The sequence below is a fragment of the Glaciibacter kafniensis genome (genome assembly GCF_039538945.1).
GTDB lineage: Bacteria > Actinomycetota > Actinomycetes > Actinomycetales > Microbacteriaceae > Cryobacterium > Cryobacterium kafniensis.
In genome coordinates, this window is the sequence record NZ_BAABCN010000007.1 from 333209 (window position 1) to 345708 (window position 12500).

Consider the following 12500-nt stretch of genomic DNA (forward strand, 5'->3'; position numbering starts at 1 on the left):
CCGATCGAGGGTGCTCTTGGTCGGACGTGCCGGACTCGCCCACGACGTGGAGAGATCGTGAAGGTCGGCGGGTCGCGTCAAATCCAGCCTCGGGCTACCGTGAAAGCGTGCCCGCTCTGATCGTTGACGCGCAGAGCGCTCACGCCGCAGGCGTGCAGCGCCTTCTGGCGAGCTTTCGGGCGTTGCCATCAACATCCGCTGTTCGGCTGGCCAAACCAACCTCGAACCTGTTTCGCACTCGGGCCAAGACCACTGCCACGGGCTTGGACACCTCCGGTCTAACCGGCGTCATCGCGATCGATGTCGAGGCGCAGACAGCCGACGTGGCCGGCATGTGCACCTACGAACACCTCGTTGCCGCGACCCTGCGCCACGGGTTGACACCGCTAGTGGTGCCGCAGCTGAAGACCATCACCCTCGGCGGCGCGGTCACGGGCCTCGGCATCGAATCGACCTCGTTCCGCAACGGGCTTCCGCACGAGTCGGTGCTGGAGATGGACATCCTCACCGGCGCGGGGGAGGTGCTCACCGCCTCGCCCCATGAGCACACCGACCTGTTCCGCGCCTTTCCGAACTCCTACGGGACGCTCGGCTACGCGGTGCGGCTGCGCATCGAACTGGAGCCCGTGCAGCCGTTCGTCGCGCTGCGACACCTGCGGTTCCGTGCGCTCGGTCAGCTGCTCGCGACGATGAACGACATCATCGAAACCGGCACCTTCGACGGCGTTCGGGTCGACTATCTCGACGGCGTGGTGTTCAGCGCAGACGAAAGCTACCTCTGCCTCGGCACACAGACGAGCACCCCCGGAGTTGTCAGCGACTACACCGGCCAACAGATCTACTACCGTTCCATTCAGCACGATCAGGGCGTGACAGCTGATCGCCTCACGTTCCGCGACTACCTCTGGCGCTGGGACACCGACTGGTTCTGGTGCTCGGAGGCGTTCGGTGCGCAGGTTCCGGGGATCCGCCGGATCTGGCCCAGGCGATACCGACGCAGCAGCGTCTACGCAAAGCTGATGAAGCTCGAACGGCGGTTTCAGATCGGTGATCGCATCGAGAAACTGAACGGTCGCCCGCCCCGCGAACGCGTCGTGCAAGACGTCGAGTTGCCCATCGAACGGTGCGCAGAATTTCTGGACTGGTTTCTGGCCACGGTGCCGATCGAGCCGATCTGGCTGTGCCCGCTGCGGTTGCGCGATGGCGGCCGAAACCGCATCAGCGGCACCAGTGGCGAGGCCTGGCCGCTTTACCCGTTGCAGCCGGGGCGCAGCTACGTCAACGTCGGATTCTGGTCGACGGTACCGGTCGGCTCCGTCGACGGGCAGACGAACCGGCTGATCGAACGGAGGGTCGGCGAGTTGCACGGGCACAAGTCGTTGTACTCCGATTCCTTCTACTCCCGGGCGCAGTTCGACGAGCTCTACGGCGGAGCGGCCTATCGCGCCGTCAAAGAACGGTACGACCCCGATTCACGTCTCCTCGACCTCTATGCGAAGGCGGTACTGCGAGCATGACCACATTCAAGGATCGGGCGACGAACCCGGCGACGGCGACGGATGCGACGGCGACGGATGCGACGGAGAGCACCGGTGCGGCGGGCAAGTACACCCTCGCCGAGGTGCTCGAACTCCTGGCCGGCGGTCGACTCCCGCTACGATTCACCGCCTACGACGGGAGCTCGGCGGGACCGCCCGACGCACCGCTCGGTCTGAACCTGAGATCGGCGCGCGGCACGACCTATCTCGCCACCAGTCGCGGCGACCTCGGGCTGGCTCGCGCCTACATTGCCGGTGACCTCGAGATCTCCGGCGTGCACCCCGGTGACCCCTATCCGTTGCTCAAAGCGCTGGCCGACAGCCTGGTCTTCACGCGCCCACCGGCGCGGACGATGGTTGACATCATCCGATCCATCGGCATCCGTCAGCTGCGCCCGATCGCGCCGCCGCCCGAGGAAGCGCAACCCCGGTGGCGCCGTGTGGCCGGGGGATTCCGGCACAGCAAGGGCCGAGACGCCGAAGCGATCCACCATCACTACGACGTCTCAAACACCTTCTACGAATGGGTGCTCGGGCCGTCGATGACCTACACCTGTGCGTGCTATCCCCGCGCCGACGCCTCCCTCGATGAAGCGCAGGAGAACAAGTACCGGCTCGTCTTCGAGAAGCTACGGCTGAAGCCGGGCGACCGATTGCTCGACGTCGGATGCGGTTGGGGCGGCATGGTGCGTTACGCCGCGCGCCGTGGCGTGCGGAGCATCGGAGTGACGCTGTCGAGGGAGCAGACCGCGTGGGCGCAACGGGCCATCGCCGAGGAGGGGCTGAGCGATCTGGCCGAGGTGCACTACGGCGACTACCGCGACATCACCGAAACGGGCTTCGACGCGGTGTCGTCGATCGGGCTGCTCGAGCACATCGGGGTGCGCAACTTTGCGTCCTATTTCGCATTTCTGCAGTCCCGGCTGCGCCCTGGCGGGCTTCTGCTCAATCACTGCATCACCCGGCCGGAGAACCGCACCAAACCAGCGGCTGGCGGATTCATCGATCGCTATGTCTTTCCCGACGGGGAACTCACCGGCTCGGGCCGCATCATCAGCGAAGCGCAGGATGTCGGCCTGGAGGTGCTGCACGAGGAGAATCTGCGGCAGCACTACGCGCTGACGCTGCGCGACTGGTGCGCCAACCTCGTCGAGCACTGGGATGAGGCCGTTGCAGAGGTCGGGCTTCCAACGGCGAAAGTGTGGGGTCTCTACATGGCAGGCTCGCGGCTCGGCTTCGAGAATAACGGGATCCAGTTGCATCAGGTTCTGCTCGCCCGGTCCGACGCTCGGTCCGACGCCCGGTCCGACGCTCGGTCCGACGCCCGGTCCGATGCTCGGGGCTCCGCCGGCGAGCTGCCGTTGCGGCCGTGGTGGACGCCGTAGTCACTCGTCCGCTCCTTCTGCGTGGTCCTAACGATCAGTCGGAGTCTGATTGATTGAGGAGTGCATCGAGCTCCCCGAGCAGCGCTGCGAGCGGGCCGAGATCGACGACGGCGCTCCCGGCGGCCCGCTCAGCAGCAGCCGGGAGAAGGGCGTCCCTGGCACGCCGAGCTGCCGAGAGTTCTCGGATCTCAAGCGCCGCTTGACCGACTAAGAACCATGAAACTTCGAGCATCAAGTCAAGAGGAGGAGCAGGGAGGGCTTCGAGCGCCGCCGCTGCCTCTTCGCGCCGTCCTGCCCGTGCGAGAAGGAGTGGGCGCGCCCATGGTTCGTATGGTCCGAAGTCGCCGTCGGGGAGGTCGGCGTCGGCGCGGAGCGCGTGCGTCAGATGGGCGAGGGCAACGATCCCGCGACTGAATCCGGGCATCTCTCGGCCCGTCGGGGGTGTTTCGGCCGCGTCGGTGAAGGTCCATCGGAACCAGGACGTGAAGACAGTCACCAGTGGACGTTCGTGTTGAGCGGCGAGCGCGTCAACAACGTCGGCTTCTGCGGCGGCCGCGTTGATGTCATCGAGGGCGCAGAGTGCCTGCATCCGGATGAGGTGCCCGTGAATTTCGAATGTTGGCAGTTCAGCCGCCTGGGCGATCGCGATCAGTTCGGAGGCGAGCCTTTCCCTGTCGCGGGCGAGACCGGTCGTCTCGAAGTTCTGCATGTACCGGGCGCTGAGGGCGAAGCAGAGCAGCTGCGGGTCGCCGAGTGAACGTGCGATCCGTTCCGCCTCGTGGGCTTCGGCGCTGTGGCTCGCTGTGCCACGGGACTCCATCGCCAGAGTCGCGAGCAATCGGGCACGCGCTCGATCGGAGGCGGTCGAGGGGAGAGCGGCCAGGGTTCGGAGCGCGGCGCTGACGATGGCGGCCGAGTGCACCGGATCGTCGGAGCGAGTCCAGATGCCGGGAACGTCGAAGCTGCCGATGATGCGGGCGGTGAGCTCCGGATCGCTGAGTTCCTCTGCCGCTGCGATCGTTGCACGGCGCTGCTCCGTGGCGAACTCGAGCCCGCCTGAAACAGCAAGTCTGGGCAGCAAAGTGCTTGCGCTCTCGAGCTGGGTGCGAGCCCCGGTCTGCGAATGCGCGGTAGCGGTGCCGATCAGTAATGAACTGCTTCGACGAGGTGGGTCGAGTGCCGAATCTGACCGGAGGATGCCGCGTTCCAAATCGGCCAGCCGCCGTCCGGGATCGAGACCGAGGTCGTCGGCCAAGTACTTTCGCGCCCGGCCGAGAACGATGAGAGCCTCGCTTTGCCGCTCCTCGCGGTACAGCGCGAGGGCAAGCACACGCCAGCCTCCTTCGCGCCAGGGATATGCGACGACCTGCTGTTCGAGGAGGGGGATGACTTCGCTCGCCCGGTCGAGCGCGAGGAGGGCGTCGGCCAGTTGCTCCACGGCGTCTGCGCGCAACGTGGCGAGCCGGGTGCGTTCCGATTGCGCCCAGGGTCGAGTGGCGAACTCCTCCACAGCGCTCCCTCGCCACTCCGCGAGTGCCGCCGCGATCAGTGGTGCAGCCGTCTCCGGCGATGCACCGGTCGCCTCCCGCAACGACCTCTCCGCGCGCCACAGATCGACGCCATCCGGCGCCAAGCGCAGGGCATAACCGTCGCCGACCGTGACGAGCACAGTGGGGGGAGCGTGTGCCGGGCGATGCGGTTCAAGGATGCGGCGCAGCTCGCCGATGAAGGTTCGTACTGCGCCGACGGCACCGGGTGCCGGCTCGTCCCAGAGCTCGTCGATCAGCTCGGAAGTTGATACTGCCCGGCCGTGAGCGAGGGTGAGGAGAGCGAGCAACTCTCGATGCCGCGATTTCGAGAGGCGCAGGGGAACCGCCTCAATCGCCCCTTCGACCGGGCCGAGAACCCGAATCCGTGGCTCGCTCACCTGCCAATTCTAGTTCGGCGGTCGGGCTGCTGATCGGGCGCTGATCGACGCGGGGCATCGTAGAGACCTCACCGACCTCGACTTCAAGGAGTCCGCATGACACTCACTCTTCCCGGCTTTGACTACCATCAGATCCCCGTCGCTGACGGCGTTGCGTTGAACGTGGCGGTCGCCGGTTCTGGCCCTGCGATCGTGCTGCTGCACGGCTTTCCCGAGACGCACCTGATGTGGCGGCACGTCGCGGCAGATCTCGTGAACGACTACACCGTGATCTGCCCGGACCTTCGCGGTTACGGAGCGAGCGACAAGCCGGAGGAATCCGGAGAAAACACCTATTCGAAGCGCACCATGGCGGCCGACATCGTCGAGGTTGCCCGTTCGCTGGGCCACGAATCGTTCGCGCTCGCCGGTCACGACCGGGGGGCATTGGTCGCGATTCGTGCCGGTCTCGATCACCCCGGCACGGTCACTCACCTGCTCTCACTTGACGTTCTGCCCACGCTCGACATGTGGGACATCCTCCACGGCGTCGACGCGAAGGTCGCCTGGCACCTGTATCTCATGGCGCAGCCCCGAGGAGTCGCGGAGCCCATGATCCAGGCGACCGCTGACACCTTCTTCGCCTCCTTCATCGACGATTGGCTCTCGAACCCCGACGCGATCCCGGCGGAGTACCGCGCCGAGTATCTTCGGGCGTCGCGTGAAGCCGTTCCGTCGATCGTCGCCGACTATCGCGCATCCGCCGGCATCGACCTCAGCCATGATCGGGATGACCGTGCGAGTGGTCGCACGCTTGGGATGCCGGTCACTGTGATTCAGCAGGACTGGGGCGTCGAGCTCGGCTTCGACGCCGCAGGCCTGTGGCGCGCATGGGCACCGAACCTCGACCACCGCACTCTGACCGCCGGCCATTTCATGGCCGAGGAAGCACCGACCGAGATCATCACCGCAATCCGCGAACTACTCGCCCGCTGAACCGTCGGCGCCCCTTCGTCGTGTGGGCGGAGGGGCGCATGCGATCGGCGCCTGACCGTGGGTCACGAGATGACTGCGCGAGCGAAGCGGGTCGTGCTCTTTCCGGGATTGGCGTAGGCATAGGGCTGCGCGCTGGAGTACGTCGAGTGGTCGCCGGGGTTCAGGACTAGCTCGTTGTTTTCGAACTGGATGAGCAGTTGCCCCGAGATCACGAGAATCATCTCGTGCCAGCCGTCCGCATCGGGTTCTGCGTCGTACCGATCACCTGCGGCCAGTGACCAGGACCAGAGCTGCGCCTCACGCGACGCGGGAGCGGAACCCAACAGGGTCGCGATGCTCTCGGCCGTGCGCCCCCGCCAGGCGACCGCGTCAATAGCCGTCGGCGTGGCCGACGGTGCGGCCACGAGAGAAACGAACGTGGTGTCGAGAGCGGTGGCCAGACGATCAAGCCCCGACAGGCTGATGTTCGCCTCGCCGGCTTCGAGGTTGATGATGGTTCGGCGACTCACCCCCGACCGTTCCGCCAAGGTCGTCTGGCTCATTCCGGTATCGCGACGCAATCGACGAAGATTGTCTCCCACGTTTTCTAGAACGCTGGCCTCGTCGCCTTTTTTCATGTGCACTATTCTGCACCCTAGAATGTGCAGAATGGTGCACTTCTTGAGCCGAATACGCTCTTTCTCCCTGAGCAGGCAAGAACTCGCCCTCGTCGTGGTCACCGCCATCTGGGGCGGAACGTTTCTTCTGGTGCATATCGCCATGCAGCACAGTGGGCCGATGTTCTTTGTGGGCCTTCGGTTCGTGGTGGCCGGGCTCATCGGGTGCGTCGTCTTCCGTCGTTCATTGAGAGGGATGACCTGGGCGGATGTCGGCGCCGGCGCCGCAATCGGCGTGATGATCTTCTTCGGTTACGGCCTGCAGACCTTTGGCCTGCAGACGATCAGCAGCAGCACATCCGCTTTTCTGACCGCGCTCTACGTGCCCCTGGTGCCACTGATGCAGTGGGTGGTCTTTCGAAAGAGGCCAGGGATCATGACGTTTGTCGGGGTTGCCCTTGCCTTCGTGGGGCTCATCATTCTCGCGGGCCCCGACGCTTGGCGGGTCGGATTGGGCGCGGGGGAGATCGCAACGTTGGTCAGCACCCTGCCGATCGCCGGAGAGGTCATCCTGATCAGCCTGTTCGCCGGAAAGGTGAACCTCGGACGAGTCACCGTCGTGCAACTGCTGGTCTGTGGAGTGCTCGGATTCAGTGCGATGCCCGTCGTGGGTGAAACCATCCCCAGTTTCTCCTGGGTCTGGCTGGCCGCGGCGATCGGTATGGGGGCAGCGAGCTGCGTGATTCAGGCGACGATGAACTGGGCGCAGAAATCAGTATCACCGTCGCGCGCCACGATCATCTATGCGGGCGAGCCGGTCTGGGGCGGAATCATCGGGCGCCTCGCCGGTGATCGCCTCCCCGGCCTGGCCGTCGCGGGCGCCGCGCTGATTGTGATCAGCGTGGCGATCAGCGAACTCAAGCTCGCACCGCGGCGTCGCGCGGTCGGGGAAACGGGCAATGCGGGAGCGATCCGAGACGAACCGGCCGCTCCCGCGTTGACATCGGGCTAACTCAGACGATCGCGGCGCGCAGCTCTGCCGCCGCAGCCCCTACGTCGGGCGCACCATAGATGGAGCCTCCAGCGACGGCAACGGCCGCGCCAGATTGCTGCACCAAGGCAATTGTCGATGCGTTGACGCCACCGGCGACCGAGAACTTCACGCCGGACGCCTCGCCATCGCGCAGAAGTGTTCCGAAGGTGAATCCTTCCTCGGCCTGCTCGTCGAGACCGGCATGCATCTCGACGAAGTCGACACCGAGTGCGACGACCTCCTGGGCACGAGTCGCCTTGTCGGCAACGCCGATCAGGTCGACGACAATGCCCTTGCCGTGCTTTGTGGCCGCTTTGACCGCCCCGACGATGGTGCTGTTGCCGGCCGAGCCGAGAACCGTGACCAGATCGGCGCCTGCCGTGAATGCGATGTCGGCTTCGAGCTCGCCCGCATCCATCGTCTTCAGGTCTGCGAGCACGATCTTGTCGGGGTGGGCGGCCTTGATCGCCGTCACGGCCGAGAGGCCGGCGCTTTTGATGAGCGGTGTTCCCAGCTCGAGGATGTCGACGTACGGCGCAGCGGCGGCGGCGAGCGTGAGCGCATGCTCGGTGGTCAGGGTGTCCATGGCGAACTGCAGTTTCATTGTGTTCCTTCGTCGTGCGTTGGGTGAAAAGTTGGGTGAGAAGTCAGGTGAGTGAAAAGTTATTCAAGATTTGCGTGCCGGGCCCAGAGCTCGTCGGCGCTCGCTCCGCCGCGCTGCCACAGCGCGTGGAATAGGGCATCGCCGATAACAATGACGAGCTGTTCGAACAGGCTTCCGGAGTATTGCGTCGACGCGGTGCCCGAGCGATCGAGCTTTCCGGCGGCCGGCACGACGACGAGGGTCGATGCCAGGGCGGCGAGCGGCGACGACTCGGCAGTGGTGAGGGCCGCGACGACCGCGCCCACATCCACCGCGGACTGGCCCGCACGCACGATGCTCCCGGTTGTGCCCGACCCGCTGGCGGCGAGCAGAAGGTCGCCGGAGCGGATGGCCGGGGTGGTGACGTCGCCGACGACGTGCACGATGAGGCCGAGATGCATCAGCCGCATGGCGGTCATTCTGAGGGCGAGCCCCGATCGACCGGCCCCGACGACGAAAACGCGGTCGGCGCCCGCGATGGCGTCGGCGAGCTCCTGCAAGCTTCGGCCGCTGTCGCTGGCGAGGCGCGCAACCGCAGAGCCGAGCTCCAGTTCGACGAGAGCGAGGGCATCCGCTACCGAACCCGTGTGTGTGGTCATGAGTCCATCGTCGAACTTTTGGCCCGGTTCCGCACCCGCCCAGTGGGCGAGGAGACCTACCCGAACGAGTAGGACTGCACGGTCGGGTAGGGTGCCTGCATGGACACCACGAGCGCTATCCCGTCGCCGGCCTCACGCAAGATGCTTCTCGATCACGCCCGCACGGTGGCCGAACTCGCCGATCGGCACGCGGTGACCCTGGAGTCGATTCTGGCCATCCTGCGTTCTGGCCGAGTCGATGACCGGGCTGCGCGCACAATCGCCATCGAGACGGCGACGACGGCGTTGGTCGAGTTGCGGATGGAGACAGATGTTCAGCGCAGCAGCATGATCGAGCCGGTGGTCGGAGCATTCGCCCGGCTGCAGAGCGATCTGCGCCCCCTCGTGCGTTTCGGTGCTCTTGATGTGCAGTTTGTGGAGCCGCCCACGACCGGCCGTGCGCTGCCCGGAGAGGTCGCCCACGTGGCGCGGGCGATCGTGCGGAGTGCGGTGCTGGCGATCGTCGATGCGGGGGAGTCGCGGCGGGTGCGCATCCAGTGGGACTGCGACGGGCTCAACCTTCTGATCGGCATCCGCGACGATGGCACGGGGGAGATGACGGCTCACGACGATTCGTTGCGGCCGATCGTGGAGCGGGTCTCGGCCCTGAACGGAGAGTTCAGTGTGTCGGCGACGCCCGGCTGGGGGTCGTCGCTCTCGGTCAAGATTCCGCTCGATGCACCGGTGGAGTCGGAGTTTCTTGAGGACACCGTGCAGTTGAGTCCGCGGGAGCGCGAGGTGCTTCGGCTCGTCGTGTCGGGGGCGCGCAACAAGTCAATTGCCGAACGCCTGAGCATCAGCGAGAACACGGTGAAATTTCACGTGTCGAATCTGCTGCGCAAGGTGGGAGCCTCGACGCGGTCGGAGCTGGTGGCGCTCGCCAGGCGGTAGCTGCGGGGCGCTAGAAATATCCGGGGCCGCCGCCGTCTGAAGCGAGCGACTGCGATTCTCTCTTCAACCGACTCACTGGGTTCATGCTCACCCCGGGATTGCCGCCAGACGACCGGCGATGCGCGATGCGGCGGATGCCTGCGCACTGATGTGGTCGAACCTGCCGTTCGCGATGTCAGATCTGGTCGCAACCCAGCTGCAGCCGGCCGCGAATACGGCGGGGTGTGCGAGGTAACCACCGAGGTTGTCCATCGACACGCCGCCGCTCGGCATGAAACGGACCTGAGGAAACGGCCCGCCGAAGGCGTCGATCAGGGCGAGGCCCCCGATGGCTGCGGCGGGGAACAGCTTGACGAAACGCAGGCCGTGTAGCACCGCGGTCTGCAGTTCGCTCGCCGTTGCGATTCCGGGGATGACGGCGAGGCCGCGCTCCTGTGACCGCTCGAGAACATCCAGGCCGAGGCCGGGACTCACCACGAACGATGCGCCGGCATCCGCAGCTCGGTCGACGTCTTCGGCGCTGACCACGGTGCCAGCCCCGACGAGTATGTCGGCGCGGCCGGTGAGACGCTCGATGGCACGGATGCCGGCATCCGTGCGGAGTGTGATTTCAGCGCAGCCGATTCCTCCGGCGAGGAGGGCGTCGGCCAGAGCGTCTGCCTGACTCGCATCGTCGATCGTGATGATCGGAATCACGGGGCAGGACGTCGCCAGGAGAAGGCCCGTGGATTCGGATCCGGATTCTTGAGTGTTGATGGAGATCTCCTTGATCGGGTGAAGAGCCGTCACAGTCGGCGCGAGATTTCGTCGGCTGCCTCGATGATGGCCCCACCCATGGAGGCGAGGCCAGCGGGGTCGAGAACGTACACGAGGGAGCTGACGCAGACCGCTGCGACGGGGTAGCTGTTGTTGTCCAGAACGGCGGCGGCCACCGAACATAGCGAAGAATCGGCCTCGCCATAGTCGATGGCGAATGATTTTTCGCGAATCACGGCCAATTCGCTGACAAGGTCGGCGTAGTTTTCGTCGTCGCCGATCAGTTCGTCGCGTTCGTTGTCTGGCAGGTAGGCGAGGATCGCCTTGCCAGCGGCCGAGCGGGTGAGCGGGAGCTGCGATCCCACGTCGGGGGCGAGACGGTACGAGAGCTTGGGATCGACCCGATGGGTGTAGATGATGCTGTCGCCATTGAGAACGGCGAGAAAAACCGTGTGCTCCAGGGCGCGCTGCAACCCGCCCAGTGTGGCCTCGATGCCCGATCCGCTGTGTCCCTCCATGCCTGCGGCGAGCACTCGAAGCCCATTGCCCGGCCGGTAATAGCCCTCGCCGGTCGGCTCCACGTAACCCTCTTCAACGAGGATCGTGAGGATTCGGTGCACGCTCGACTTCGGCATGCCAACGGCGTCCGCAATGTCGCCGAGACGCATCGGATCGTGCGACTGGGCCAGCAGGGACAACATCCGCAACGCCTTGGAAACGGCATTTTGCGATGCATCAACTGTCTTCATTTGTGTGCGTCCTCGTCGCTCAAAGTGTGTGATAGGTTTTCAGGAATCTCAAGTGGAACGGCATTCAGTATTGCGGAACGCAAGAGAAAATGCACGTCTTTTCACAAGATGCACGTCTTATTCAATGGAGTTTTTGGCGATCGCCGCCGAGGCTCTCTTTTTCGAAAGGTCCTGAATGATGCCGCCGACAGCGCCGCTGTTTGACATGTCAATCGTGGGAGGCACGATTCTCCACGCAGCAACTGGCGAACCAACGGCGGCGACCATTGCGGTTCGCGACGGTCTCATCGCGGGTATCTTCGCTGCCGGTCAACCGATCGAGGCGGCCACCGTGGTGGATGCCACCGGGCTGCTCGTCACCCCCGGTCTGATCGACTTGCACACCCATATTTTCAGCCGTTCCACCGACCTGGCCGTCGACGCCGACCGCATCGGTGTCGATCAGGCCGTCTGCACCCTCGTCGACGCCGGCAGCACGGGCGCCCTCGATTTCGACGACTTCAGAGCGAACGTCATCGAACCCGCCGCGACACGGGTTTTCTCTTTCGTCAATGTCTCCGACATCGGCCTCACCGCCGGTCGCACCGAGCTGATGCGCCTGGCGGATGTCGGCACGCCGGCATTGCACCGGCTACTGAAGAACGAAGCTCACCGCTCCATTCGCGGCATCAAGGCGCGGATGAGCTCCTCGGTGGTTGGAGCCAACGGGGTGCAGCCCCTCATCATCGCTCGACGACTGGCCAGCGAGTTCTCGCTGCCGGTGATGGTGCACGTCGGAAACGAGCCGCCCGCCTACTCCGACGTCATCGACTTGCTCGTCGAAGGAGATGTCGTCAGCCACGCCTTCCACGGAAAGCACGGCGGTCTGTTTGGCGGAAGCACCAGCATCAGAGAGGCCGCCCTCCGGGCTCGCGACCGCGGTGTGCTGTTCGACGTCGGCCATGGCAGTGCGAGTTTCTCGTTTGAGACGCTGGAACGGGCGCTGGAAGCGGGCTTCGCTCCCGACCTCTCCAGCACCGACCTGCACAACGGAAACGTCGACGGCCCGGTGCACAGCCTCGCCACGACATTGAGCAAACTGCTCGCCATCGGGCTTTCCCTCCCCGCAGTGCTGGGCTACGCAACGGCGAACGCGGCCGCTGTTCTCGGTGAGAGCACAACGCTCGGCACGCTGCGTGTCGGCAGTATCGCCGACCTCAGCCTCCTGCGCATCGACACCAGTTCCGTCGAATTCACCGACTCTGAGGGGGCGACCCGCACCGGGTCTCGCATCCTCTCGCCAGCCGGAGCCATCCGGGCCGGCGTAGACTTTCGCTCGGTCGGAGCGCACTCGTGAGCGCCGCAGGCACCGCTGCCTCCGCAGTCAGTG

The 12500-nt window shown here is 65.4% G+C and carries 12 protein-coding genes; 6 read left to right on the plus strand and 6 right to left on the minus strand.

Features of this window, described 5'->3' with window-relative positions:
* Positions 1-107: 107 nt before the first annotated feature.
* Entirely contained in the window at positions 108-1517 is a 1410-nt protein-coding gene (locus tag ABD791_RS13125) for an FAD-binding oxidoreductase (RefSeq protein WP_345067372.1), read from the plus strand.
* On the plus strand, positions 1514-2923 hold the full coding sequence (locus ABD791_RS13130) for a class I SAM-dependent methyltransferase (RefSeq protein WP_345067375.1): 1410 nt from the start codon (positions 1514-1516) through the stop codon (positions 2921-2923). Before ABD791_RS13125 ends, ABD791_RS13130 begins: the two co-directional genes overlap by 4 nt.
* 34 nt (positions 2924-2957) lie before the next feature.
* Here ABD791_RS13130 and ABD791_RS13135 read toward each other — a convergent pair whose 3' ends face one another.
* Positions 2958-4850, minus strand: a complete 1893-nt coding sequence (locus ABD791_RS13135) for an AfsR/SARP family transcriptional regulator (RefSeq protein ID WP_345067378.1) — start codon at positions 4848-4850, stop codon at positions 2958-2960.
* Positions 4851-4946: 96 nt separating this feature from the next.
* Between ABD791_RS13135 and ABD791_RS13140 the strand changes: the two genes are divergently transcribed.
* The gene (locus ABD791_RS13140; protein WP_345067382.1) at positions 4947-5825 is read left to right on the plus strand and encodes an alpha/beta fold hydrolase; all 879 of its coding nucleotides are present in this window, start codon (positions 4947-4949) and stop codon (positions 5823-5825) included.
* Between the two features lie 62 nt (positions 5826-5887).
* Here the strand turns inward: ABD791_RS13140 and ABD791_RS13145 are convergent, their stop codons facing one another.
* Positions 5888-6442: a helix-turn-helix domain-containing protein gene (locus ABD791_RS13145; protein ID WP_345067383.1), complete on the minus strand. Its 555-nt coding sequence runs from the start codon at positions 6440-6442 to the stop codon at positions 5888-5890.
* 31 nt (positions 6443-6473) lie between these two features.
* Here ABD791_RS13145 and ABD791_RS13150 point away from each other — a divergent pair, with 31 nt between their 5' ends.
* Complete coding sequence (locus tag ABD791_RS13150; RefSeq protein WP_345067386.1) at positions 6474-7433, plus strand: DMT family transporter; 960 nt, start codon at positions 6474-6476, stop codon at positions 7431-7433.
* Between the two features lies 1 nt (position 7434).
* Here ABD791_RS13150 and hxlA read toward each other — a convergent pair whose 3' ends face one another.
* The gene (hxlA, locus tag ABD791_RS13155; RefSeq protein WP_345067389.1) at positions 7435-8058 is read right to left on the minus strand and encodes a 3-hexulose-6-phosphate synthase; all 624 of its coding nucleotides are present in this window, start codon (positions 8056-8058) and stop codon (positions 7435-7437) included.
* A 59-nt stretch (positions 8059-8117) separates the two neighbouring features.
* Positions 8118-8696, minus strand: a complete 579-nt coding sequence (gene hxlB, locus ABD791_RS13160; RefSeq protein WP_345067392.1) for a 6-phospho-3-hexuloisomerase — start codon at positions 8694-8696, stop codon at positions 8118-8120.
* A gap of 99 nt (positions 8697-8795) precedes the next feature.
* Between hxlB and ABD791_RS13165 the strand changes: the two genes are divergently transcribed.
* Positions 8796-9626, plus strand: a complete 831-nt coding sequence (locus tag ABD791_RS13165) for a helix-turn-helix transcriptional regulator (protein WP_345067394.1) — start codon at positions 8796-8798, stop codon at positions 9624-9626.
* An 87-nt stretch (positions 9627-9713) separates the two neighbouring features.
* Here the strand turns inward: ABD791_RS13165 and ABD791_RS13170 are convergent, their stop codons facing one another.
* Together ABD791_RS13170 and ABD791_RS13175 are read right to left on the minus strand one after the other, a co-directional pair.
* The gene (locus ABD791_RS13170) at positions 9714-10415 is read right to left on the minus strand and encodes a bifunctional 4-hydroxy-2-oxoglutarate aldolase/2-dehydro-3-deoxy-phosphogluconate aldolase (protein WP_345067396.1); all 702 of its coding nucleotides are present in this window, start codon (positions 10413-10415) and stop codon (positions 9714-9716) included.
* Positions 10412-11131, minus strand: a complete 720-nt coding sequence (locus ABD791_RS13175; protein WP_345067397.1) for an IclR family transcriptional regulator — start codon at positions 11129-11131, stop codon at positions 10412-10414. Before ABD791_RS13175 ends, ABD791_RS13170 begins: the two co-directional genes overlap by 4 nt.
* 205 nt (positions 11132-11336) lie before the next feature.
* Between ABD791_RS13175 and ABD791_RS13180 the strand changes: the two genes are divergently transcribed.
* Complete coding sequence (locus ABD791_RS13180; protein ID WP_345067399.1) at positions 11337-12467, plus strand: amidohydrolase/deacetylase family metallohydrolase; 1131 nt, start codon at positions 11337-11339, stop codon at positions 12465-12467.
* Positions 12468-12500: the final 33 nt, after the last annotated feature.